At 69.7% G+C, this 22,182-nt stretch carries 22 protein-coding genes and 3 pseudogenes; 9 read left to right on the forward strand and 16 right to left on the reverse strand.

Going from position 1 to position 22,182, the window contains the following annotated elements; all coding sequences use genetic code 11:
• Positions 1 to 88: 88 nt before the first annotated feature.
• Together FHX80_RS08900 and FHX80_RS08905 are read right to left on the reverse strand one after the other, a co-directional pair.
• On the reverse strand, positions 89 to 709 hold the full coding sequence (locus FHX80_RS08900) for a dihydrofolate reductase family protein (protein ID WP_145763706.1): 621 nt from the start codon (positions 707 to 709) through the stop codon (positions 89 to 91).
• Positions 710 to 858: 149 nt separating this feature from the next.
• Complete coding sequence (locus FHX80_RS08905) at positions 859 to 1,548, reverse strand: recombinase family protein (RefSeq protein ID WP_145763707.1); 690 nt, start codon at positions 1,546 to 1,548, stop codon at positions 859 to 861.
• A gap of 232 nt (positions 1,549 to 1,780) precedes the next feature.
• Between FHX80_RS08905 and FHX80_RS08910 the strand changes: the two genes are divergently transcribed.
• The 3 genes from FHX80_RS08910 to FHX80_RS08920 all read left to right on the forward strand — a co-directional run bounded on the left by FHX80_RS08910 (position 1,781) and on the right by FHX80_RS08920 (position 4,606).
• Positions 1,781 to 2,446: an ArsR/SmtB family transcription factor gene (locus FHX80_RS08910; RefSeq protein WP_145763708.1), complete on the forward strand. Its 666-nt coding sequence runs from the start codon at positions 1,781 to 1,783 to the stop codon at positions 2,444 to 2,446.
• Positions 2,443 to 3,780, forward strand: coding sequence for an MFS transporter (locus tag FHX80_RS08915; RefSeq protein WP_145763709.1), 1,338 nt, complete (start codon positions 2,443 to 2,445; stop codon positions 3,778 to 3,780). Before FHX80_RS08910 ends, FHX80_RS08915 begins: the two co-directional genes overlap by 4 nt.
• Positions 3,781 to 3,937: 157 nt before the next feature.
• On the forward strand, positions 3,938 to 4,606 hold the full coding sequence (locus tag FHX80_RS08920) for a hypothetical protein (RefSeq protein ID WP_145763710.1): 669 nt from the start codon (positions 3,938 to 3,940) through the stop codon (positions 4,604 to 4,606).
• A 50-nt stretch (positions 4,607 to 4,656) separates the two neighbouring features.
• Here FHX80_RS08920 and FHX80_RS35560 read toward each other — a convergent pair whose 3' ends face one another.
• The gene (locus FHX80_RS35560; RefSeq protein WP_244318178.1) at positions 4,657 to 5,241 is read right to left on the reverse strand and encodes a hypothetical protein; all 585 of its coding nucleotides are present in this window, start codon (positions 5,239 to 5,241) and stop codon (positions 4,657 to 4,659) included.
• A 358-nt stretch (positions 5,242 to 5,599) separates the two neighbouring features.
• Here FHX80_RS35560 and FHX80_RS35565 point away from each other — a divergent pair, with 358 nt between their 5' ends.
• Entirely contained in the window at positions 5,600 to 5,941 is a 342-nt protein-coding gene (locus FHX80_RS35565; RefSeq protein WP_244318179.1) for a hypothetical protein, read from the forward strand.
• Positions 5,942 to 6,192: 251 nt separating this feature from the next.
• Here the strand turns inward: FHX80_RS35565 and FHX80_RS08930 are convergent, their stop codons facing one another.
• Both FHX80_RS08930 and FHX80_RS08935 read right to left on the reverse strand, forming a co-directional pair.
• The gene (locus FHX80_RS08930) at positions 6,193 to 6,528 is read right to left on the reverse strand and encodes a helix-turn-helix domain-containing protein (RefSeq protein ID WP_145763711.1); all 336 of its coding nucleotides are present in this window, start codon (positions 6,526 to 6,528) and stop codon (positions 6,193 to 6,195) included.
• Positions 6,525 to 7,622, reverse strand: coding sequence for a tyrosine-type recombinase/integrase (locus tag FHX80_RS08935; RefSeq protein ID WP_244318180.1), 1,098 nt, complete (start codon positions 7,620 to 7,622; stop codon positions 6,525 to 6,527). The genes FHX80_RS08930 and FHX80_RS08935 overlap by 4 nt, the downstream gene beginning before the upstream one ends.
• A 193-nt stretch (positions 7,623 to 7,815) precedes the next feature.
• Here FHX80_RS08935 and FHX80_RS36725 point away from each other — a divergent pair.
• A pseudogene (locus FHX80_RS36725) lies at positions 7,816 to 8,088 on the forward strand (DUF4158 domain-containing protein); the annotation flags it as partial.
• Entirely contained in the window at positions 8,078 to 9,250 is a 1,173-nt protein-coding gene (locus FHX80_RS08945; RefSeq protein ID WP_145763714.1) for a DUF4158 domain-containing protein, read from the forward strand. The pseudogene FHX80_RS36725 and the gene FHX80_RS08945, both read left to right, overlap by 11 nt.
• Here FHX80_RS08945 and FHX80_RS08950 read toward each other — a convergent pair.
• Together FHX80_RS08950 and fabG are read right to left on the reverse strand one after the other, a co-directional pair.
• Positions 9,143 to 10,378, reverse strand: a complete 1,236-nt coding sequence (locus FHX80_RS08950) for an MFS transporter (RefSeq protein WP_244318181.1) — start codon at positions 10,376 to 10,378, stop codon at positions 9,143 to 9,145. The two genes, FHX80_RS08945 and FHX80_RS08950, sit on opposite strands and share 108 nt — an antisense overlap.
• 15 nt (positions 10,379 to 10,393) lie before the next feature.
• Positions 10,394 to 11,161 carry a 3-oxoacyl-ACP reductase FabG gene (gene fabG, locus FHX80_RS08955; RefSeq protein WP_145767162.1) on the reverse strand — a complete coding sequence of 256 codons (768 nt, stop codon included), beginning with the start codon at positions 11,159 to 11,161 and terminating at the stop codon, positions 10,394 to 10,396.
• Between the two features lie 56 nt (positions 11,162 to 11,217).
• Here fabG and FHX80_RS08960 point away from each other — a divergent pair, with 56 nt between their 5' ends.
• Positions 11,218 to 12,225 carry an ArsR/SmtB family transcription factor gene (locus FHX80_RS08960; RefSeq protein WP_145763716.1) on the forward strand — a complete coding sequence of 336 codons (1,008 nt, stop codon included), beginning with the start codon at positions 11,218 to 11,220 and terminating at the stop codon, positions 12,223 to 12,225.
• A 43-nt stretch (positions 12,226 to 12,268) separates the two neighbouring features.
• Here FHX80_RS08960 and FHX80_RS35115 read toward each other — a convergent pair whose 3' ends face one another.
• Together FHX80_RS35115 and FHX80_RS36730 are read right to left on the reverse strand one after the other, a co-directional pair.
• Complete coding sequence (locus FHX80_RS35115) at positions 12,269 to 12,712, reverse strand: Tn3 family transposase (protein ID WP_208764775.1); 444 nt, start codon at positions 12,710 to 12,712, stop codon at positions 12,269 to 12,271.
• A 424-nt stretch (positions 12,713 to 13,136) separates the two neighbouring features.
• Positions 13,137 to 13,574, reverse strand: a pseudogene (locus FHX80_RS36730) (DUF4158 domain-containing protein); the annotation flags it as partial.
• Between the two features lie 535 nt (positions 13,575 to 14,109).
• Here FHX80_RS36730 and FHX80_RS08975 point away from each other — a divergent pair.
• The gene (locus tag FHX80_RS08975) at positions 14,110 to 15,225 is read left to right on the forward strand and encodes a MarR family transcriptional regulator (RefSeq protein ID WP_145763717.1); all 1,116 of its coding nucleotides are present in this window, start codon (positions 14,110 to 14,112) and stop codon (positions 15,223 to 15,225) included.
• A 47-nt stretch (positions 15,226 to 15,272) separates the two neighbouring features.
• On the opposite strand, the gene FHX80_RS08980 is transcribed toward FHX80_RS08975, so the two are convergent.
• The 6 genes and pseudogenes from FHX80_RS08980 to FHX80_RS09005 form a co-directional block, all read right to left on the reverse strand.
• The gene (locus FHX80_RS08980; RefSeq protein ID WP_145763718.1) at positions 15,273 to 15,896 is read right to left on the reverse strand and encodes a hypothetical protein; all 624 of its coding nucleotides are present in this window, start codon (positions 15,894 to 15,896) and stop codon (positions 15,273 to 15,275) included.
• A gap of 164 nt (positions 15,897 to 16,060) precedes the next feature.
• Positions 16,061 to 16,387 (reverse strand): annotated as a pseudogene (locus FHX80_RS08985) (hypothetical protein); the annotation flags it as partial.
• 226 nt (positions 16,388 to 16,613) lie between these two features.
• Complete coding sequence (locus FHX80_RS08990) at positions 16,614 to 17,042, reverse strand: acetamidase/formamidase family protein (protein WP_145763719.1); 429 nt, start codon at positions 17,040 to 17,042, stop codon at positions 16,614 to 16,616.
• 216 nt (positions 17,043 to 17,258) lie between these two features.
• The gene (locus FHX80_RS08995) at positions 17,259 to 17,768 is read right to left on the reverse strand and encodes a hypothetical protein (RefSeq protein ID WP_145763720.1); all 510 of its coding nucleotides are present in this window, start codon (positions 17,766 to 17,768) and stop codon (positions 17,259 to 17,261) included.
• Positions 17,769 to 17,854: 86 nt separating this feature from the next.
• The gene (locus FHX80_RS09000) at positions 17,855 to 18,433 is read right to left on the reverse strand and encodes a TetR/AcrR family transcriptional regulator (protein ID WP_145763721.1); all 579 of its coding nucleotides are present in this window, start codon (positions 18,431 to 18,433) and stop codon (positions 17,855 to 17,857) included.
• On the reverse strand, positions 18,430 to 19,941 hold the full coding sequence (locus FHX80_RS09005) for an MFS transporter (protein ID WP_145763722.1): 1,512 nt from the start codon (positions 19,939 to 19,941) through the stop codon (positions 18,430 to 18,432). Before FHX80_RS09005 ends, FHX80_RS09000 begins: the two co-directional genes overlap by 4 nt.
• A 164-nt stretch (positions 19,942 to 20,105) precedes the next feature.
• Between FHX80_RS09005 and FHX80_RS09010 the strand changes: the two genes are divergently transcribed.
• On the forward strand, positions 20,106 to 20,408 hold the full coding sequence (locus FHX80_RS09010; protein ID WP_145763723.1) for a hypothetical protein: 303 nt from the start codon (positions 20,106 to 20,108) through the stop codon (positions 20,406 to 20,408).
• Positions 20,409 to 20,590: 182 nt separating this feature from the next.
• On the opposite strand, the gene FHX80_RS09015 is transcribed toward FHX80_RS09010, so the two are convergent.
• Positions 20,591 to 22,060, reverse strand: coding sequence for a DUF445 domain-containing protein (locus FHX80_RS09015; RefSeq protein WP_145763724.1), 1,470 nt, complete (start codon positions 22,058 to 22,060; stop codon positions 20,591 to 20,593).
• Between the last annotated feature and the right edge of the window lie 122 nt (positions 22,061 to 22,182).

A 22,182-nucleotide genomic window follows, 5' to 3' on the forward strand; every position in this document is an offset into this window, starting at 1 on the left:
CTCGTGCGGCATGACGGTCCGACGCCGACGGGGGCGTTTGTCACGCCGCGCCTCCGGCTCGGACCTGCGGACCGGACGGGCAGTTCCGTCAGTCGTTGACGGTAAGGGTGACGGTTGTGGTGGCGCAGTCGTACGTCAGGAACAGCGCGCCGCTGTCCAGGACCTTGCGGTCGGTGAGCGTCCAGCTCAGCGGGGCGAACGTGGCCTTGTCGGAGAAGAGCGGGATGCCGGCGCCGAGGGTCACCGGGCTCAGCTTGACGATCAACCTGTCGATCTCGGAGTAGAGCGAGCTCGCCAGTTCCCCGCCCCCGACCAGCCAGATGTCCTTGCCCTCCTCCCGCTTCAACTCCTTGACGCGCGCCACCGGATCACCGGCCACGACCTCCACCGCGGGGTCCGGGCTCTCGCCCAGCGTCCGGGAGAACACGATGTGCCGCAGATGCGGGTAGGCGTCGGTCACTCCGGCCTTGAGGCCGATCTCGTAGGACCGGCGTCCCTCGACGACGGTGTCGAAGTGCGTACCCTCCGCCGAAATGGCGAGCGCGGTACGGGCGGGGCCGGGCAGGGTCTCCGGATACTCGGCGATCATGTGCCCGATGTAGTCCTCCGGGATCGGCCAGAACCCGTCCGGACCGGTGGGATCGGCGCCGTCCGGACCGGCTATGAAGCCGTCCAGGGTGGAGGCGACGTAGTACACGAGCTTGCGCACGCAGGGCCTTTCGTCCACGGTCGGCCGCCGCGGGGCGGGCGGCCCTCGCCAGCCATGGTCAAACAGGCTCACCCGCGGCGCAACGGGAATCGCGGCTTCCGTGTAGGGGTGCCGGTAAGAACACTGTCACCAGCCGCAAACGGCACTGATCAGTCCTCAGACCTGGTGGGTTGGGGCAGTTCCGGCGTGCTCGTCGCCTCAGCGAGTGCGAGGCGACCGCCCTTCAGCTCGGGCACGTAGTTGTAGATCGTGTTCCTGGAGACGCCGAGGAGCTTTGCGATCGAGGTGACGGTGTTCTCCGGGCGGGCGAGCAGGTCGCGGGCGTGACGTACCTGTTCCTCCGTCATCGCCGGCGGGCGGCCGAGTCGGGCGCCGCGGGCGCGGGCGGCGTCCAGGCCCTCGTTGGTGCCCTGCACGATGAGTTCGCGGATGAACTCCGCCAGGGCCGCGAAGACGTGGAAGACCAGGCGCCCGCCGGGCGTGGTCGTGTCGAGCGCCTCATGCAGCGAGGTGAAGCCGACGCCACGCTTGCGCAGGCCGGACACGATCGCGATGAGGTCCTGGATGGAACGGCCGAGCCGGTCCAGTGACGGGACGACGAGGGTGTCGCCCTCGCGCAGGTAGTCGAGGGCCTTCCACAGTTCCTCGCGTTCGGCGTTCTTGCCGGACTTCTTGTCGGAGAAGATCCGGATGCAGCCCGCTGTGTTGAGTGCGTGCATCTGCCGGTCGAGCAACTGCCCCTTGGTGGACACGCGTGCGTATCCCACGAGGCTGCCGGTCCGTACGGCCGGAACGGGGGCGAGGAGATCGGCGGTGTCGTCGTCCTGGGGTGGCTGCACCTGCCAGATCGTACAGAAAACGGAGCTCCTCAAGTTCTTGAGCACATCGACTTTCTGACACCGTTTTATGGGCATGATCCGGTGCCGATTCGGCCGCTCATCGCAGCTTACCGATCTTGCTCATCAATCGGTCGATAGATGAGCAGTGCCACTTTGCAGGCGAGCTGAACCGCAAAGAGTTCTTCGCGAATATCTCTTTGCGAAGAACTCTTTGCGGTCTATCGTGTGGCGCATGGCTGATGCAGTGGAGAGGCCGGATGGCCTGAACGTTGAAAAGGACTCGGTTGTCCTGGATGCCAAGGGGCTGCGTGCCCTGGCGCATCCGGTGCGCGTGCAGTTGGTCGGGCTACTGCGGAAGTACGGCCCGTCGACGGCCACCCGCCTCGCGGAGCGGCTGGGTGTGAATTCCGGTACGGCCAGCTACCACCTCCGGCAGCTCGGCGCGGCCGGTTTCGTCGAGGAGGACACCGAACGCGGCAACGCGCGAGAGCGCTGGTGGCGTTCGGTGCACCGGACGACCTGGTTCAACGATCCGGAGCTGTCCGAGCGAGAGCCCGAGGCCGCGCTGGCCTACCAGCAGTCCGTCGCCGCCATCTACACCCTGCGCACGCGGCAGACCCTGAACGAGCTTCAGACGATGCCCCGCGCATGGCGGAACACCTTCGACATGAGCGACTGGGCCTTGCGGCTCACGCCCGAGGAAGCCGCCGCTCTGTACCAGGAGCTGGCGGAAGTCGTCGCGCGCTACCGGCGGGACGCGCCGGAGACGGCGGCAAGTGCCCCCGAAGGAGCCGAACGGGTCGCCGTGATCACGCAGATCCTGCCCGAACTGGACGCGCCTGCCGCGTCGTCGCCCCCTTCCGGCCCTCAGGAAGAGGAAGGAAACCCGACGCCATGACCGACGACGCCTCGGAGGCCCCCGGCATACCCGGCAAGAGGTCCTTACGGCCGCTGGGCGGGGTGCTGGCAGCCATGGCCGTGTCGCTGACCGGCACGCGCATCTCCGTTGTGGCACTGCCCTGGTTCGTCCTCGTCACGACCGGCAGCGCCACCCAGACCGGACTCGTCGCCTTCTGCGAGATGACTCCCTACGTGGTGGTCAAGGCGTTCACCGGACCACTGGTGGACCGGATCGGCCCGCGGGCCGTTTCCTGGACCACCGATCTGGCCAGCGCGACCGCCGCCGCTGCGGTGCCCCTGCTCCACACCCTGGACCTGCTCTCCTTTCCCCTTCTTCTGGTTCTGGTTGCACTTATCGGCGCGGCCCGGGGCCCCGGCGACCTAGCCAAGGAGGTGATGGTCCCAGAGGCGGCTGAGCGCGGCCGAGTACCGCTGGAGCGCGCCACCGGTCTGTCCGGCGTGATCGAGCGGCTCGCCTCTACCGTCGGCCTGGCGATCGGCGGATCCCTGGTGGCGCTGCTCGGCCCCCTGACCGCGCTCGCCGTCAACGCAGGCTGCTTCGCCCTCGGATCGGTGATCATCAAACTCGCGCTGCCTCGCGGCATGGGGCACACGGCCGAGGAAGCCCCCTCGGCGGCCGGGAAGACGGAACCGGGCTACTGGCGGCGGTTCGGCGAGGGCTTCACCTTCCTGCGCGGCGAGCCGCTGCTGCTCACCGTCATCGTCATGGTGGGGATCACCAACCTGCTGGACGCGGCGTTCGTCGCGGTGCTCGTGCCCGTCTGGGCCAGGGATTCCGGCAACGGGCCGGCCGCGATCGGCCTGATGGGCAGCGTAATGGGAGCCGCGGGAGTCGGCGGGAGCCTGATCGCCGCGGTGGTCGCGCACCGGCTGCGGCGGCGGATGGTGGTTCTCACCGGGTTCCTGCTGGCCGGGGCACCTAGGTTCCTGATCCTCGCCTTCGATGCACCGCTGGGGGCAGTCCTGGCCGTCTTCGCGGTCACCGGGTTCGGCGCCGGCTTCGTCAACCCAGTGCTGGGGGCCGTCCTCGTCGAACGGGTGCCGCGCCGGATGCTGGGCCGGGTCAACGCGCTCGGCGACTCGCTGGCCTGGGCAGGTATCCCACTCGGTGGGCTGCTCGCCGGGGCGGCGGTGACCACTGCCGGACTCGTGCCGGTGCTGCTCACCTGCGGGGCCGCGTACTTCCTCACCACGAATCTGGCTGGACTGCGGCCGGAATGGCGCGAGATAGACCGAACGCGTGGGCGGGCCGTCATGAAGCAGCATGGCAAGGAAGACGCCTCACCAGACAGCGCGAACGCAGCGACCTGACGCTTACGCGAGGGGAGGCGGACCAGGCTGGCACTCGGGACTGGTGAGCTCGCGTATTCAACTGTCGTGTGTTGGCCTGTCCGGCCCTGGGATTGCTACTGATCGTGACGTCTGCCAGCGGGCTACGAATGTCAGAGGCATCCGGTTGGATGAGCACGTGACTGTCTATGACGTAGCCCGCCAGCTCCCCACCATCGCCGACCTGCGAGACCTGTGCCGCTCGCTTGCGATGCTCGATGCGATCCTGAGCCCGGACTGGGAAAGCCGGTACTACTCGTTCAATGCCACTTGGGCTGAAGGCGAGGAGATGGCTTCGATGCGCAACGGGTCGGGAGACGAGTACTCCATCGTGTTCTCGGCGGCTGGGGTCTATGTTCGCGGCTTTGGTCACGAAGCACCAATGAGCCCGTATGGACACGATGGCGAGCCCTGGCCGGGAGTGATCGACGATGTTCCCGAGGTCTTTAAGTCCTTCGTCGAGGAGCCGGCGTTCACCGACGAGGGCGGCGTGCCCGTCGTGACCGCCTGCTTGTGGCGGGAGGCGACGGACGATCAGTGGCACCACGGCACGATCGACTTCCCCTCGGACCGTGCCGACCCTGACGGGGCCACGGGGCTGTTCGAGCTTCTGGTCGACCGCTCTCCCGAGGCGTTCCAGCGCTTCGCAGAGGACTATTACGAGGTCCCTGTGGACTTGAGGACGGTGAGTGACGTGTATGCCTTGCGGCCGCTGAACCAGGAACTCGTGTCGTCGTTGAACGTAGAGGTCACCCTGGCGGACCTGGCCCAAGACATCTCCGAAATCGGCTATCCGCAGGCTCACTGAGAGCCGATCCGTCTGCCCACCGGCACGTTTTTGCTGGTGGGCCTTCGTATTCAGAGGTCGCCGGTTCCCCGAGGAGCCCAGCCCGCTGGCGATCTTGCGTGATCCCCAGGGGCGTATCGGCTCCATGTCCCGCCGGTCTCGTTGCGGAGCCGGGTGGTGGTCTTGTCGTGGTAGCCGAGAGCGTCCGCGACGACGGGTGCGGGGAGTTCGAGGAGTTGCTGCCGGATGGCGGCGCCGCGGGCGGCGGCGATCGGGATTCCGACCTTGTTCAGGAGCGCGGACAGGTGGTTGGGGCCGAGCGGCTGGCCGGTCCGGCGGCCAGGAAAGAGCCAGCGGGATGCCGGGTTGGTGGCGGTGTTCATGTTGCCGCGGTTCGCGATGTGCTCCAGCAGCAGGGTGGCGACCGGTGCGGGAACGGGCGAGGGCGGCTCGCCGAGCCGCAGCAGCACAGCGTCGCCGTCGCAGATGACGTCGTCGATGGTGACCCGGACGACGCGGCTCAGCGGCTGCGCGTAGAGGAGAACGATGACTCCGGCGACGCGGAGTCGCATCGGTATCTCCGTGTCGGTCAGCAGTCGCCCAAGGGCGGCGAGGCGTTCGTCTTCGCTCAGTGCGGCCCGGCGGGAGACTTTCATCGCGGGGATGGCCAGGGAACGCCGGCAGTGCCGGCCCTGCACGGCCCAGTTGAGGAAGGCTCTCAGGCAGGTGCGGGCGTGCTCGGTGTTCTCGGCGAACCAGGCGTCGATGTCGATCTGGCCGCATGACGCGAGGGTGCTGTTGCGCTCGCTGAGCCATTGCAGGAAGGCGGTCGCGTACTTGGTCTGTTCGCCGGCGAAGCGACGGATGCTGGGTGTGATGTGGTTCCGCTCGGCGCGGGCCCGCAGCCGGGGGAGGACGTGCCAGGTCGCGAAGAGCCTGATCGTCTTGGCGTGCTCGGGATCGGCGATGTCGGACAGGTGGCCGGGAAGCCAGCGCTGGAAGGAACAGAGGTGCTTGTCGACCGGGCAGGACTCCGCAGGCCATGAGAAGTTCTTCCAGGTGAGAGGCGGCCCGCCAGGGCTGGAGCTCGTGGAAGGCGTCGTGGGTCAGCGGGATCTCGCCGAGGCCGAGTCGTTGAAGCAGCTGCGAGGCGTTTCCCAGCTGCCCGCGGCGCATGTCCAGCCAGGCCAGTCCGCTCCTGGGCTTGTCCATCGTCACCAGCAGGTCGAACAGCGGGACCAGCGCGGGACGGACGCGACCCGTGCCGTCGTCGAGGAGCGCGGTGAGGCGGTCGGTGAACGTGCAGCGTTCACACAGCCGTCCGCCCAGGAGCTTGCCCTCGAAGCCGCAGCGTGAGCAGTCGAAGGTCTGGGAGAAGCCAGCGCAGGTGGTGCAGATCGCGGCCCCATCCTCCGGGCAGAGCCCAGGAAGGGCTCGTTCCTGGCCGCATCCCGGGCAGGTGCCCCGCATCCTGACAGCTCGGTCCGAACAGGTCCGGCAGACGTATCCGTCCGGCCAGGTGCCGGCCTTGTGCCTGCGGCGGCCGCAGCGGCAGCAGTCCGCCATGAACCAGCGTTCGTACTGTTCGTCGGTGGCGTAGGGGCGGGTCATGCGTCGGGCAGGATGCGGGCGGCGCGGGGGCGGAGCTTGGCGACGTTCGCGGGCGGGGTGGGCAGGTCACCGGTGGCGGCTTTGCGGACGCCGACGTTCTCGGCGGTGGTGGCCACCAGGTCGGCCGGGGTGCAGGAGAGGATGTCGCAGAGCGCGGCCATGACCTGCAACGACAGGCGTTCGGGGGTGCCGGAGACCAGGCGGTGGACCTGGGAGGTGGACAGGTCGATGCCGCGTTCGCGCAGCAGCGGCACCAGTTCGGTGGCCGTGAAGATCTGGTGCTGGGCCATGACCTCGCGCAGCCGCCAGGTGTATCCGACCTTGCGTTTCATGCTTGCCTCCCGGTCTGGGTCTGGAGGGCGGCGGCGATGGTGGAGTCCAGATGCCGCCGCAGGGTGCGGGTGCGGAAGTCCGAGGACACGCAGGTGTAGAGCGAGGTGGTGCTGGCGTGCTCGTGACCGACCTGCTCTTGAACGAAGCGCGGGTCCCAGCCGTCCTCGATCAGGTGGGTGACGTAGGACCTGCGAAAGGAGTGAAAGTCAAGTCCGTCGTCCAGGCCGAGGGCCTTGCGGTAAGCGATGAAGCGGGAGTTGAGCCGCTGGCAGCCGATCCGCAGCCCCCGCTCGGAGGGCCAGGCCGCCGGGTTGTTGTCGGTGCCGAACAGCGGGCGGACCTCGGTGAACCACTCGTCCAGGACGTCCGGGGTCCAGTCGAAGACGGTCAGCACCCCGCGGCGTTTGGGCGGCGATCCCTTCTTGGCTTTGCCGAATCGGACCTGGCACCGGCCGTACTCGCCGAACTCGCCGCCGTGCGGGTTGCGGCCGAAGTCGGCGGCGTCGAGCATCCGCGTCTCGTTGCGGCGCGTCCCGAAGGCGTAGGCGGTCTTGAACAGCGTCGCGTCGCGGAAGGCGGGCAGCCAGCCCTTGCGGCCGAAGGCCCGGATGCGAGCGACCTCGTCGTCGCAGTGCGCGAAGAAGGCGTGCAGCTCGGCCTTGGTGAACGCGCGCTTCTTGGCGTCCGCTTCGTTGTCCTGGACGTGCACCGCGGTGTTCCACTCGTGCACCACCTGCACCGGGTGGGTCCCGAACCGCTCTTCGCAGGTGGCCGTCCACTCGTAGAGCGGATCCGTGATGAAGTGGCAGAACGCCCGCACGGCCTCCGAGTACGAGCGGATCGTGGAGCGCTTCAGGTCCCGCAGCGAACGCAGATCACCGAGCCACTCGTCGACCATCGCCGGCGTCCAGAGCCAGGGGTAGGTGTTCACGTAGGCAGCAAACGCCTTGACCGTGTTCTCCCGACCCTCGACGGTCGTTCGGGCCAGATTCCGGGCGAGCTGCTGGTTGGCGAACCCTGTCAACATCGCCGCGAAGACCTGTTCCTCCGGCCGCAGCAAAGCGACCCCGTCGACCAGGTGCAGTCTCGCCACCCCCGGTACCGAACCGTTAAACCCCACCGATTCACCACTCTCCGTGACTCGCACCAGATGCGAGAAAACCGCATCCGATGCAATTGGCGGCGGTCGGAGTATCCGAACGGAAATTAGCGGTAGCGGGACGATCTTGATTCCGGTTCGGTGACGTGCCCGTTTTGCCTGGCCAGCGAGCTCTACGTTCCTCGGCATGCCTGTTGAGTACCTGTCTGCTGAGCGAGAGGCCCGCTACGGGCGGTTCACCACAGAGCCGTCGCCCGGCGAGCTGGAACAGTTCTTCCGCCTGGACACCAGAGCCCTGGAGTTGGCGCGGGCGAAGCGTCGTCCAGCCACAAGGTTGGGGTGGGCGGTGCAGTGGGGCACCGTGCGGATGCTCGGCACCTTTCTGACCGAAGACCCCACGGCGGCCCCGGCCTCCGTAGTGCGGTTCGTCGCCGAGCAGCTCGCCCTCGATGACAAGCACTTCGCCGGGTACGGAGCGCGCTCGCAGACGGCCTACGAGCACGCGTGGGAGATCCGGGACGCCCGGCTACCGGGACTTCACCGAAGGCGAAGAGGAGCTGCGGGAGTTCCTGGCGGCGCGGGTGTGGTCGTCACTGGAGGGACCGAGGGCTCTGTTCGACCGGGCGGTGGTGTGGCTGGTGAACAACCGAGTGCTGCTGCCCGGGGTCACGACGCTGGCCCGCATGGTGGCCGCAGTCCGCCAGGAGGAGAACGACCGCCTGCACGCCGCGCTGTACGAGGCGGTCCCGTACGACCTGCGCACCGAGATGGTCCGGCTGCTGGAAGTGCCTGAGAAGAAGCGGGTGTCGGAGCTGGAACGGCTGCGGCTGGGACCGATGCGGGTGTCTGGCAGGGCCATGGAACTCGCCCTGGACCGCGCCCGGGAGGTGCGGGGCCTGGGCGCCGGCGCGGTGGACGCCGGACGGGTCCCGGCCGCGCGGATGACCGGGCTGGCCCGGTACGGGCTGACCTCGAAGGCGCCGACGCTCAAGCGGCTGGAGGTGACCCGGCAGACCGCGACGCTGCTGGCGACCGTGCGGCATCTGGAGACCGCGACGGTGGACGACGCGCTCGATCTGCTGCACACCCTGATGGCCACGAAACTGCTGGCGAAGGCCGAGCGTCGGCGGGACGTGTTCGCCAGGGACGGCGACCGCTGGGGCGACCCCCGGGTGAAGCTGCTGGCCGGGGAGAAGTGGACGGCCGCCGAGCCGAAGGTGCTCACCGCACTAGGCCTGGAGAGCGAGCCGGCCGGACACCTCGCCGAACTCGCCTCCGCCCTGCATGCCGCGTACGTCCAGGCCGCCGCCGGGTTGCCGGGCAACACGGCGCTGGAGGTGGTGGCCGGGAGGCTGAAGCTGGCCAAGCTCGGCAAGGCGGAGGAGCCTGAACTCATGCCGCCGTTCCGCCAGCTGGTCAACGGCATGCTGCCGAAGGTCGACTTCCCCGCCCGTTGCGTGACCCCCACGCCCACGACGAGTCAGACGACGGCGAGGCCGAGTAACGGAGGTGCCTTACGAGGCCTGATCACTTCCACGAGTGTCAGGGTGGTGGCCGTGGTCATCCGCATTCGCTGCACGGGTCCTGGCCGGGCTTTCCTCGAACTTGTACAGCGCCAGTAGGTGGCGGGCCAGGGCGAGTGCGGCAAGCAGCGCAACGAGCACGCACACGCCCCACCAGCCAGCTTGGCTCCAGACGCGTACGCCGAGCCAGGAACCTGCGCTGCCGCCCAGGTAGGCGCAGGTCATGTAGGCGGTGTTGAGCCTGCTGCGGGCGTCGACGCGCAGGGCGTAGACGCGGACTTGATTGGCGACCATGCCGGACTGCATCGCGGCGTCGAGGAGCAGCGTGCCGAGTGTCAGGGCGGCCAGGCCCAGCGCGCCGCCCCGGGCACCAATGGTGAGGATCGCGGCAGAAACGAGGACACCAAGCATGCAGGCCAGGTTCACTGGATCTGGGCCGTAGCGGTCCACTAGACGGCCGGCGAGCGGGGTACAGACCATGGTCGCTGCGCCGACCAGGGCGATCATTCCTACCGCCTGGGCACCCAGCCCGTAGGCCGGTCCGGCGAGCAGGAGCGCCAGGCAGGTCCAGACCGCAGAGAACCCCGCGAAGACGGTTGCCTGGTAGAAGCACGAGCGGCGCAGGTCTGGCTCGGTGCGCAGCAGGCGCAGCGGCTCGGCCAGGAGCGCTGTGTACGGCTGGCGGGAGGACGGGGTTGTGGTCGGCACCGCGAACACCAAGACGGTGGCGAGAAGCAGAGCCAGGACCGCGGCGACCAGGTAGGGGGCCCGCCAGCCCAGCCACTCACCGAGCGTGCCGCTGAAGGTCCGGGCCAGCAGCATGCCGCCGGTCGATCCGCTCAGCAGGGTGCCGATCGCCGCTCCCTGGCGGTCGGCGGCCACGAGACCAGCCGCCAGGGGGCCGACGATCTGCGCGCCCACGGTGGTCAGGCCGACAAGCGTGCTGGCGGCAATGAGGGCTGGCAGAGCCGGTGCGCAACCTGCTGCGAGCAGTGCCAGACCGGTCAGGGCGAAGAGGACGACGAGGAACGAGCGGTGCGGGAGCCGGTCGCCAAGCGGCACCAGCAAGACCATCCCGGCCGTGTAGCCAATCTGTGTGGCAGTCACCACCGCAGCGGCCGAATCGGGCGACACATGTAGCCCGGCGGCGACCAGCGGACCGATGGCCTGCGGAAAGTAGATGTTGCCCACTGCCACGGCGCACGTGACAGCCAGGATCAGGACCATCCGGCGGCTCATCCTTCAGTCCACCGGCCCGCCCGCGACGTAGATGACCTGGCCGGAGACGAACCCCGCCCCGGGACTTACGAGGAAGGAGGCGGTATGTGCGATGTCGTCAGGCAGACCCACCCTGCCGACCGGGATGGACTGCTCCGCCCCGTGCCGGAACTCCTCGAAGCTCAGGCCGAGCCGCCGGGCGGAGGCCCTGGTCATGTCGCTCACGACGAATCCCGGCGCGATGGCGTTCGCGGTCACGCCATGCGGGCCGAGCTGGAGAGCGAGGGATTTGGTGAATCCGATCAAACCCGCCTTCGCGCTGGCGTAATCCACACGGCCGGCATCACCAACCGCGGAGATGCTCGACATGTTGACGATGCGTCCCCAACCGGCCGCCACCATATGCGGGCAGACGGCCCGGGTGACGAAGAACGGGCCGCTGAGGTTGATCCCCAAGACCGTGTCCCACTGCTGCGTGGTCATGTCCACAAGGCCGGCACGGGGTCCGATGCCGGCGTTGTTGACCAGCACCGTCGGCGGTCCGAAAGCGGCGGCGATCCGGGCGATGGCCGCAGTGACCGCGGCCTCGTCGGCGACATCAGCGGCGACGGCCAGCGCTGCGCCGCCGACACTTGTGATGGCCTCCACGGTATCGGCGCATTCCGCCTCGTCCAGATCGATCACGCCGACCGCCAAGCCGTCGCCCGCCAGACGCCTGGCAACAGCGGCGCCAATACCGCGGGCAGCACCGGTGACAACCGCCGTCCGCTGCACATGAGTTGTAGGTGTCATGGGAGGAAGTCCACGGCATCGACGTTGCGCCGCCAATCGATGTAGCGTATGGCTTAATGATCAGCTTTGTTCTCGGCGTCGAGGACCTCGCGGACACCCGCTTCGCCCTCTCACCCCTGCACGAAACCCTGTTCAGCCTGCGGGTGCTGCAGGACCCGGGCCTGTCCGCGCTGCATCTGCCCTGGCGCAGGTCCGTACTCGGCAGACTCGGTACGCTCGACACCGGCCTACTGATGTCCCTGGTCGCCCAGAGGCGTACCCTCCCCGACTTCCTGACCCCGAATCCCGCGAGCTTCGCGCCGGCCTTCGAAGAAGAACTCTCCGTCGTCCGCCAGGCGTCCTGCGCTCGGGTCCGCCACGACCTGCTGCTCGCGCACGCACCCGACCCTGTTCCCGAAGCGCTCCGCGACGCCACCGCCGCCGAAGACGCACCTGTCGCCAGGCTCCGCGACGCCATCTGCGATCTCCTGCGGCAGTACTGGGAGGTGGCCATCGAGCCGGTGTGGCCGCAGATGCGGCTGGTGCTGGAAGCCGACATGACCTACCGCGCCCGCCAGCTCGCCCTGGGAGGCGCCCGAATGCTGTTCGCCGACATGCACCCGAACCTGCGCTGGCAAGGCGGAGAGCTGTACATCCACAAGATGATCAGCAGGCACCGGGTTGCGGCATCTGGCCGGGGGCTACTGCTCCTGCCGTCCGTGTTCGCACACAAGCCCGCGCCCCCCGTGAGCCCGGACGAGCCGCCGAGCCTCGTCTATCCCAGCCGGGGAGTAGCCACGCTGTGGGGCTCGGAGATGCCGACCGTCGACACAACCGCCCTGGTGTCTCTGCTCGGTTCATCCCGAGCGAGACTGCTCAGCCTCCTGGAAGAGCCACTGGCCACCGTAGAGCTCGCCCGCCGTCTCAGGGTCACCCCAAGCGCTGTCTCCCAACACCTGCGTGTCCTGCACTCCACAGGACTGGTCACCCGGACACGTGACGGACGGCATGTTCTGTACCGGAGAAGCGCACTCGGCGACGGACTCACGACCACCGCAACCAGACCACGAACTCACGACAGCTGAGGTTCAGCACTCCGCCTCCGCCCAACCCCGCCTGGCCAGGCGACTACCCACTCATGTCCATGTCGAGGTTGACCTCCCCGTACGGACGCACGTGCGACCAGAACAGCGGGGTCAGGCCGCGCCGGTCGGCGGGCGTGAGAAGCTCCGGTTCGCCGAGGATGTCCTGAAGCATCAAAGTGTTCACGTAGACCAGGGCCGATTGCAGAATCCGCAGGCACAGCACGAACATCTCCTGCTCGTCGCGCCGGTTCGAGGCGATCTCCCCGCCCTTGCCGTAGGCGATCACAGAGTTGGCGCCGTTGGAGGACTCCATGACGTTCAGGCCCTCCTCGATCTCCCGCTGGAGGTCCCGTAGCCGCAGGTACCGGGCCACAAAGATGGTCTTCCGCGCGCGGCCGACCTCCAGCATCGCCGCATAGGTGGGGTGGGAGGCGTTGCGGGTGAAGCGCCGCAGGATCGCCTCGGTGGACGCGGTGCGGGTCCGGATCGCGGTGGCGTACTTGAATCATCTGGTCGTACTGCTGGGCGATGAGTTCCCAGCGGATCGGGCGGGTCAGCGCCGGGGTCAGCTGCGGGTAGGCGTCCGGCTCGAACAGATCCCGTGGCAGACCGATCGCCCGCACCGCCAGGAGCTTGTCGATCTCGGTGAGCATCGTCTCCAGGCTCACGTTGCCCGGCGCTTCCTTGACCTTCGCCAGCACCGGCGGCGCGTCCTCGCCCTCCGTACCACCGCCCTCGGGTCCGGCGTCGTCCTGGTCGGCGCCGGCCACCAGAGCCGCGATCCGCTCGATGCTCTCCACGGTCAGCCGGGAGGAGATCAGGGCCGTCAGCGACTCCTCGGCCGCCCGCAGGGCAGCCGCCACGATCCGATCGCACCGGCCCGGCGTGGGCGGCTCGATGCTCTCCTCGCGACAGCGGGCCAACAGTTCCACCCGGACCTGCTCGGGCCTGCGTTCCTTGCGCGCGACGTGCTCGGCCAGATACGTCGTCAGCTTCTCCGCGTCCGCGACGCTGCACTCACGGAAGCCGAGGTGCTCCCGGATCTGCGCGCGGTGGTACTCGACCGTGCGGCCCGTCCAGTCGTAGGACTCCAGCTCCGAGGCAGGAACCCGCACCTGACGGGCGACGAACTCCACGGCCTCACCGGGAGGCTCTGTCCGGTTCCGGGGAAACCGGCCGTACTGCGTATAGAACTTCAGCAGCACGGCGAAGCCCAGTCGCGTCGCACCGCGCTTGCCGGACACGAGCACTTGCTCGTCCTTCAACAGCGTCCAGTGCTCGACGAGTTCATCCAGGTCCAACGGAGTGCGGGCCACGATCGCCGGTCGTCCTCGCAGAGCTTCACCCACCGCAGCCGTACGGCCCCGGACTCACCCACACGGGCGACGCCCCGCAAGATCACTGCTGTTTGCGGCTGGTGACAGCGTTCTTACCGGCACCCCGTGTACGTCCGCGTACGTCCGCGTGCTTCCGCCTGAGAGCCCCGGATCTCGAACCCCGAACCTCGGATCTCGGGGCTCGGGGCTCGGGGCTCGGGGCTCGGGAGTCGAGCCCCCGGAGTCGAGAACCGGGAACGGCGGTCCGGTCACTCGTTCGTGGGTACGCGGACGGGGCCCGGCCCGGCGCTCGAACCTCGGGATTCAAGGGTCGGGCTTCGAGAGCCGAGATTCGAGCGGTCTCTTTAACCCGGCCACAGACAAGGGGGGTTGGGGAAACCCCACCCCCCTCCCCTACCCGTCACGGCCAGCAAGTATGACTAATCGTGATCGACTTGCGGCGCCCCGTGACGGCTGCTTACGGTGCCCACAATGAATCGACCCCGACGCGGTGTAAGAAGCACCAGGCCGGGGTCTCACCCCAAGATCGAAAGATGAAGGCGATCTCGTGGCTATCGAGCACCCTAGTCCCGCCCTCCGCGCCCCCGCATCCCCGCGCCCGCACCCCACGGCCAAGCCCGGATACGGCAAGCGGTCCACCCCGGATCAACGCCCACCCTCGAACGGCGACTTCGCCCTCCTCCCCGAGCGGGAGCGGTACGTCGCCGGGTACGTCGACCGGCTCGCCGACGGTGCCGCGATGGACATCAAGTCGCTGGCCAAGAACCTTCCACTGTTCGGGCAGATGGCCGTCGGCAGCGCGCTCAGGGCCCTCGGCGTGGCCGGTCACCTGCGGCACGTACGGTGCCGGGTCGGCGAAGACGGCACGTCGCGCTGGGTCACGTACACCTTCTGGTCCCGTTCCGCCCGCGACAACGAGTGGTGGGGCGCGTTCCTCGGCGCCCACGAGGTGGCGGTGGTAGCGGCCGAGGTGGCCGTGGGGGTGGTACCGGTGCCGGTGCCGGTGCCGGTGCCGGTATCAGTAGCCGTGGAGGTGGCGCCTGTCGCCGCTGCCACTCCTGGGGCGGCAGCCCCGGGGCCGGACCCGGCGCCCGAGCCCACTCCCGCGCCCGCTCCCGCTCCCGCTCCCGCTCCCGTCGTACCGGAGCAGCGGAACCCGGACCCCGCCCCGGCCCCGGACCCGGACCCCGCCCCTCGCGGTCACTCCCCCGCGTACCTCGTCCTGGCCCGACTCGGCCGCAGCGAACCCCGGTTGGCCCTCTCCGCCGCCGACTGCACCGCGCTCGAAGACCTGGCCGGTGCCTGGTTCGCGCGTGGCGTGAACGCCGAATACCTCACCCACGCCCTCACCTCGGGGCTCCCCGAGCAGGTCGGCTCCCCCGTAGGGCTCGTCCGGCGGCGGCTGCGCGACAAGATCCCGCCCCAGGTGCCCGCCGCCCCCACTCCGGGCGCACCTGGCGCACCGTCCGCACCGGACGCCACTCGCCGCCTCATGGTGGAGTGCACCGAATGCCGTTCGCCCGGCCGCCCCGAAGCGCTCACCGACGGTCTCTGCCGCCCCTGCCGCGCCCCGGCAGCAGCCGCCGCCCCCGCCGAGCCGCCCATCGAGCGCGACATTCAGGCGCACGTCGGCCGTCTGCGCGAACTGCTCAAGGCGCCCTGACATCCGGAGGCAGCACATGCCGTCCACGTGCCGTCCCTGTACGGGCCCTACAGTCTGCGCGCTGCGATCTTCTCCCCGTGGGATCCACGGACTACGAGGTTCTGGGCCTTGCCGTCGCCGTCGTCCCCGTCCCACCACTCGACGAACTCGGCCGACATCTCTTCGGCATCGAACCTGTCGGCGGCGCTGGGTCGATAATCCGTCGTCAGCTCGACGTCGAAGTCGGAGTCGGACGTCCCGAGCTCCACAACGGTGATCGCGCTGACGTGTCTCACGAGTGCCGGGTTGTCCACTCCGAGCCATTCCCGGAATTCGGGAAGGAGACCCTTCTCCTTCGTCCTCACGGTCACCCGGCCGGCGGGCGGGTGCCTGGGGCGCTCGCTCACACCGTCCAGGCACCCCACCACCCAGGCCCCGCGATCCGTCTCGGCCACCCGCCCCGCGTCGAGCGCCCGGCGCGTACAACCACCCCATACGACCTCGGCGATCGACGCCCCCTTTCCGACCGACTTCCTTACCGCGCGGCCCTTTTCGTACCCGTCCGCGTAGGCGTCCCGCGCTGTCTGCCTCTCGTCCCTGACCGGTGCCCACTCGGTGCAGGACGACACGGTCGCGGCCCCGAGCACGACGCAGAGCAGGGCGAGACACCACAAGCGATGCGCTGGATTCACAGTCCTCAGTCCTCTCCCCATCCCTGATACAGATGGCCGGAAGAGCGGATCGGTGCCAGAACGCCCAGGTGACGAGGACGACCCGGCCTGTCTGCCGCGCCCGCACGCACGTCAATCCCGTCGGTCACCCTGCACGCCGTCGGTCGCCGTCCCCGTCGTCAGTCCACCGTCTGACACCCCAACGTCACGCGCTCCTTGTCGACCGCGCAGGCGTCCACTGCGGGGTCGGAATATTCATCGGCGCCGTCAAAGCGGAAGCGGAAGTGGACCTGGTCACCTTCGAAGGGCACCTGCGGGTGGGGCTCAAGGCTCCAGTCAACGACCGCGGCGGTGACACCGAGAGGCTGCCCATCCGTGTCCACGACCTGCACCCTGACACCAGCCATACCGCGCTCCGCCGTAGTGTCGGTGCAGCCCCAGGAAGAGCAGCCGGACAGGGCGAGAATCACCAGAGGCAGCGGGGCAACGGCGAGTACCCGTGCGGGGAACACTGAGATGACCTCCGGTCGGGGTGGGGCGGGTCAGCGTATCCCGGGGCCTGGGAGCTGCGGGTGATGGCGGCGAGTGCCTGCGGCGGCGAAGCCGAAGCGCAGAGGAGCCCCGTGAAGTGGGCGGGTGCTTAAAGCACCCCGTGAAGTGGGCGGGTGCTCAAAGCAACTGCATTGGGCGGGCGCCCCCCTCGACCATCACCCGCACCACCCGCACGTCTCCCCGGGACTACGCCCGCGGCGGCCCGTTCAGCAGCGAGCGCTCCACATGGGCCGAGACCACCCAGTTCGGCGCGTCCGCGATCTCGGAGATCTTCAGGTCCGCCGCCACGCTCGCCAGCAGGTACGCGTCCTGCGGAAGGAGCCCCGTACGGGCCGCGATCTCGTCGATCAGGGCGCGGACGGCGTCCTTCGCCGCCTCCATCAGGTCCGGTCCGATGCCCGTCGTGGCGAGGGCCGCGCCGGTCCGGGCGCTGACCGGGTCCGTCTCGATGACCGGGGTGCGGGGCGCCGCTCCCTTGCGGACGTCCACCCGCGGCCGCACCGTCGCCCGCGTCTCGATACCCGTACCGCAGACCTCGCCGTCGCCCCACCTGGGGCTGCGCCCGCACCGGTAGGGCTTGCGCGGCGCATGCGCCCCGGGCGGGTCGGGGCGCAACGCACGCCCGACCCCGCCCGGCCCCGGTCAGGTGATGCTGCGGATGCGGCGAAACGGCCAGGGACACCGGCACCGCGGCCAGGGCGAGGAAGATGCCGGTCTCGATCGACTGGAAGAGCCAGAAGCGGTCGGCGGGCCGGTACTCGATCCAGTGCCTCGTTGGCAGAGAAGCTGGGCAAGTGACCTTGCGGCCGGGCCCGGTTCGGGACACCGGGGTCAGCGGTAGTCCTCCGGGTGGTCCTGCATCCAGGTGTTGACGCGGTCGCGTGTGTCGAGCAGTTCCGTCCGGTGCTTGTCCAGGCCCGTGGTGCCGGTGTCACCGTCCACGGCGGCGCGCATCGTGCCCATCCATGCCAGCGGCTCCTTGTAGTGGGCCGGGCCCTGCGGGGCCGCCCTCATGGCCTTGTCCATGCGGGCGAGTTCTTCGTTGACCCTGCCCAGGAGGTAGGCGCAGTTGCCCGGCGTGCAGTCCTCTTCCAGGGTCGCCTGGAGACCGGCGAAGGCGTCGCGCACCTTCTCGGACCCGATCGCCGTCGCATCCTTCTCCGGCACCTCGTCGGCCGCCGTCGACGCGTTCGCCGACGCCGCGGCCTTCGGTGCGCCGTCTGCGGGCCCCTGCGACGTGGTGTCACCCGAACAGCCCGTCAGGACCGCCACCAGCACGGACACCGCGGCCAGGGCGGCGACGTGCTCGCGGACACGGACAGAGCGAATGCGGACGGACATGGGACCCCCTCGTCGGATGGCCCAGACCATATCCCGCCGCCACCGCCGCCGCCCCACCAGATGATCAAGCCGTGATCAGCCGTTGATCAGCCGTTGATCAGCTTCTGCAGCGCGGGCGCGTAAAGGTCGGCGATGCGTTCCGGGGTGACCCGGGCACCGGCACCCTCGCGGTGGAGGCTGAGGGTCGCGCCCAGCCCGAGGAGGTGTCCGGCCAGGAGTTCGGCGCGCAGCGCACGGTCCCGGCCGGGGAGCCGGGCGGCCAGGGCGTCGGTGACCTGTTCGTGGAACCGGTCGCGCAGCAGCGAGCGTTCGTCCTGGTTGCCGAGGGAGAACACCACCCGCAGGAGCGGGTCCGACTTGAGCTCGCGGCGGCGGGTCACCAGCGTGACGACCATGTGGCGGCCCAGCAGGTCGAGCGGTGCGTCGAACAGTTCCGCGGCGTCCGGGCCGAAGTCGGCCACGGTGTTGAAGAGCTTCTCCTTGCGGCCGAAGTGCTTGACCACGAGGGCCGGGCTCACCCCGGCATCCGCGGCGATCCGGCGGATCGTCACCTCGGCGTACGGGCGCTGGGTGAACGCCCGCCGCGCCGCGCGCAGGATCGCGCCCCGGCCGGTACCCGCGTCCGCGGACCCGGTGGCCGGTGCGATGGCCTGGCCGCCGGTCATGCGCCCTCCTGGATCCGTGCTGTCCGTACACCGCCCTTGCGGATGCCCGGTGCCTCGCGGCTCTCCTTGACCGTACCCGCCCCGGCCTGCTCGCGGCCCGGCAGGAACAGCGCGACGGCCAGCGCCGCGAGCGCCGCACCCCCCGCGATCACGAAGACCAACTGGTACGCGTGGAGGGTCGGGGCCGTCCGGCCACCGGCCTGGAACGTGATGTTGGCCAGGACCGCGGCCACCGTCGCGCTGCAGAAGGCCTGCCCGATCGACCGCATGAGGGTGTTCAGACCGTTGGCCGCCCCGGTCTCGCTGACCGGGACCCCGCGCATCACCAGCGCCGGAAGGGCCGAGTAGGCGATCGCCGTGCCCGAGGCGACGACCGTGGCACCGGCGATGATCATCCAGAGGCTGTGGCTGGTGAAGTACCGCACCCCGTAGCCGACGGCGATGATGCCGGCGGCCAGCGCCAGGCTGACCTTCGGGCCGCGCTTCGCGGAGATCCGCGCCGAGACGGGCGAGAGCGCCACCATCGACACCCCGCCCGGCAGCAGGCACAGTCCGCTGACGACGAGCGAGGCCCCGAGCCCGTAGCCCGTGGCCTTCGGCTCCTGGACCATCTGGGCGGTGACCAGCGAGTTCGCGTAGAACGCGAAGCCGATCAGCAGGGCGGCGATGTTGGTGAGCAGTACGGCCGGGCGCGCCGAGACCCGCAGGTCGACCATGGGCGACGCGACGCGGAGCTCGTACACGCCCCAGAACAGCGCCACCACGACGGCGGTCACGAGCAGGCCGACCGTCCGGACCGATCCCCAGCCCCACTCGGCGCCCTGGGTGACCGCGAGCAGCAGGCAGACCAGTGCGGCGGACAGGCCCAGCGCGCCGACGGCGTCGAAGCGGCCGCGGCTGCGCAGCGGGGACTCCGGCACACAGCGCAGGACCAGCGCGATGTCGATGAGGCCGATCACGCCGGAGACCCAGAACATGGTGTGCCACTCGAAGTTCTCGATGACCAGAGCGGCGACCGGCAGGCCGATGGCCGCGCCGATCCCGAGCGTGGAGCTCATCAGCGCGACGGCGGACAGGACGCGCTCGGGCGGGAGCTCGTCGCGCAGGATGCTGATGCCCAGCGGTACGACGGCGATCGCCGCGCCCTGCAGGGCGCGGCCGGTGATCAGTACCCCGATGTGCGAGCTGACCGCACAGAGCACCGAGCCCACCACCAGCACCGCGAGCGAGGCGACGAGCACCCGCCGCTTGCCGTACATGTCGCCGACCCGGCCCAGGACCGGGGTGAAGACCGCGCCGGTGAGGAGCGTGACGGTGACCAGCCAGCTCGCGGCTGCGGGGGTGGCGCCGGTCAGCTCGGGGATGTGCGGCAGCAGCGGGACGACGATCGTCTGCATGACCGCGACCACGACACCGCAGAACGCCAGCACGCCGACGGCGAAGCGGGGGTGTGGGGCCTGGACGACGGGGGTCGTGGGATCGGCTGGGACCGGTATCTCCGCGGGCATGGCTCTCCGTACGGTGCTCGGCGTCAAGAGGGGGTGTACGCGTGTTCACCCACAGGGTAAACGCACGTACACCCCCTCGGCGACGGATTGTCCGAAGACCGCGTTAGCCTCGGATCCGAGAAGTGGTAACGGATGACGGACGAGAACAGGTGGAGGTGGCTGCGATGGCGAGGATTCCGGCAGCGGCAGTGGCGGCGGGCGGACTGGTCGGCGGCTACGCCGTCGCACGGTGGACCAGGAAGCGTCCGCTGGGCGGGGTGGCCCTCGCCGCCGCGGGCACCGCCGCGGCGTACGAGTGGAACCGGCAGGCCGGGCCGCGCGCCGCCGTCGGGCTGACCACCGCCTATGTCGCCGCCTTCGCGGGATCGCACCCGCTCGCCAAGAGGATCGGCGCCTGGCCTTCGGTCTTCACCGTGGCGGGCACGATGGCCGCCGCGTCCTGGGCCGTCACCCGCCGCGCGGCCTGAACGCGAAGCCCTCCTTCAAGACCACGCCGCCCGCTGGGCCCGCCGGAGCAGGGCGAGCCGGGGCTCGCCCAGGCCGTCGCGGTGCAGCGGCGGCGCGTCCTTGCCGTGCCGGGCCGGCCGGAAGGCGCCGCTCAGCAGCTCCGCGACCTTCGCCAGGCCCAGGGGCTGCGGAATTCACCGATTCACGCGCCCAGGGCCCACGACACCGTATAGATCAACAGCCCCGCCAGCGCACCCACCACGGTGCCGTTGATGCGAATGAACTGCAGGTCGCGGCCGATGTGCGCCTCGATCTTCTTCGATGTCTGGTCCGCGTCCCAGCCGGCCACCGTTTCGCTGATCAACGACGTGATCTCCGCCCGGTACGTCGTCACGACGTACACCGCCGCGTCCTCCAGCCAGCCCTCCAGTTTCGCCTGGAGACGGCCGTCCGTCGCCAGGCGGGCGCCCAGGGACATCAGGGAGGCACGGGCGCGCAGGCGCAGTTCGCTCTGCTCGTCCTCGGCCGCCGCGATGACCATCGTGCGGACCGACGACCAGGCCGACGCGATGACGTCCTGCACCTCGCCGCGCCCCAGGACCTCCGACTTCAGCCGTTCCACCCGGGCGCGGGTCTCCGAGTCCGTCTGGAGGTCGGCCGCGAAGTCCGTCAGGAACGTGTCGATCGAGCCGCGCGCGGGGTGCCCCGGCATGTCGCGCATCTCCGTGATGAAGCGCAGCAACTCCTTGTAGACCCGCTCCCCCACCCGCTTGTCGACGAACCGCGGGGTCCAGCCCGGCGCACCCCCCTGCACCGCGTCCATCACCGAATCGCCGTGCAGCACCAGCCAGTCGTGCGCCCGGACACAGACCAGGTCCACCACCTTGCGGTGACCGCCGTCGGCGACGACCCTCTCCAGCATCTTGCCGAGGCCCGGACCGATCTCCGCGGCGTTCGCCCGCCGGGTGATCGCCTCACCCACCACGGCCTGCACATCCGAATCCCGCAGCACCGTCAACGCACCGCGCAGCGCGGTCGCCAGCTCGGCCGTGACCCGGTCCGCGTGATCCGGCTCGGCGAGCCACGCACCGAGCCGGCCACCGATGCCGAGGGAGTGGATCCGGTCCCTCACGACACCGCCCGACAAAAAGTTCTCACCCACGAAGGAACCGAGTGAGGCCCCGAGCTGGTCCTTCTTGGTGGGAATGATGGCGGTGTGCGGAATCGGCAGGCCGAGCGGACGCTTGAAGAGCGCCGTGACGGCGAACCAGTCGGCCAGCGCACCCACCATGCCCGCCTCGGCGGCCGCGGCGACGAAGCCCGGCCAGCCGCCCACCCCCTCGCTCTTCGCCCAGGTGGCGAGGACGTACACGAGCGCGACCAGCAGAAGGAGGCCGGTGGCCGTGGTCTTCATACGACGCACGCCGCGACGCTTCTCCTCGTCGGCGGCGGTGTACGCGAACGACGCCAGGGAGGCGGCACGACGGGTGCCCGAGCCCTCGCCCGCACCCACCCGCTCGCCCCTGCCCGCACCCGCGCCTGCGCTCACGTCCGCGCCCTCGCCTTCGTCCGCGCCCGCGCCGTCGCCTGAACCCACGTCGTCACCCTCGCCCGAGCTCGCGTCCGTACCGGCACCCCGCTCGCCGGGTCCGGTGCCTTCGATCCGTTCCATCCGCTCCACCCGTCCGCGTACGCGTCGCCCCCCGACGCCCCGTACGCATTGTCCTTGCCTGACCTACTCCCGGGCCGCACGTTGAGTTCCCCGCGCCCTGCCGCATCATGGAACAGGCCCAC

This window comes from Streptomyces brevispora (assembly GCF_007829885.1).
Classification (GTDB): Bacteria; Actinomycetota; Actinomycetes; order Streptomycetales; family Streptomycetaceae; genus Streptomyces; species Streptomyces brevispora.

What these genes read in the sequence shown, in the direction of transcription:
- FHX80_RS08910 (WP_145763708.1), top strand. Translation starts at nt 1,781, where the DNA reads ATGGCTGATGCAGTGGAGAGGCCGGATGGCCTGAACGTTGAAAAGGAC.
- FHX80_RS08915 (WP_145763709.1), top strand. Translation starts at nt 2,443, where the DNA reads ATGACCGACGACGCCTCGGAGGCCCCCGGCATACCCGGCAAGAGGTCC.
- FHX80_RS35560 (WP_244318178.1), bottom strand. Translation starts at nt 5,241, where the DNA reads ATGAAAGTCTCCCGCCGGGCCGCACTGAGCGAAGACGAACGCCTCGCC.
- FHX80_RS08930 (WP_145763711.1), bottom strand. Translation starts at nt 6,528, where the DNA reads ATGAAACGCAAGGTCGGATACACCTGGCGGCTGCGCGAGGTCATGGCC.
- FHX80_RS08945 (WP_145763714.1), top strand. Translation starts at nt 8,078, where the DNA reads ATGACAAGCACTTCGCCGGGTACGGAGCGCGCTCGCAGACGGCCTACG.
- FHX80_RS08950 (WP_244318181.1), bottom strand. Translation starts at nt 10,378, where the DNA reads ATGGTCCTGATCCTGGCTGTCACGTGCGCCGTGGCAGTGGGCAACATC.
- fabG (WP_145767162.1), bottom strand. Translation starts at nt 11,161, where the DNA reads ATGACACCTACAACTCATGTGCAGCGGACGGCGGTTGTCACCGGTGCT.
- FHX80_RS08960 (WP_145763716.1), top strand. Translation starts at nt 11,218, where the DNA reads ATGATCAGCTTTGTTCTCGGCGTCGAGGACCTCGCGGACACCCGCTTC.
- FHX80_RS08995 (WP_145763720.1), bottom strand. Translation starts at nt 17,768, where the DNA reads ATGTCCGTCCGCATTCGCTCTGTCCGTGTCCGCGAGCACGTCGCCGCC.
- FHX80_RS09000 (WP_145763721.1), bottom strand. Translation starts at nt 18,433, where the DNA reads ATGACCGGCGGCCAGGCCATCGCACCGGCCACCGGGTCCGCGGACGCG.
- FHX80_RS09005 (WP_145763722.1), bottom strand. Translation starts at nt 19,941, where the DNA reads ATGCCCGCGGAGATACCGGTCCCAGCCGATCCCACGACCCCCGTCGTC.
- FHX80_RS09010 (WP_145763723.1), top strand. Translation starts at nt 20,106, where the DNA reads ATGGCGAGGATTCCGGCAGCGGCAGTGGCGGCGGGCGGACTGGTCGGC.
- FHX80_RS09015 (WP_145763724.1), bottom strand. Translation starts at nt 22,060, where the DNA reads ATGGAACGGATCGAAGGCACCGGACCCGGCGAGCGGGGTGCCGGTACG.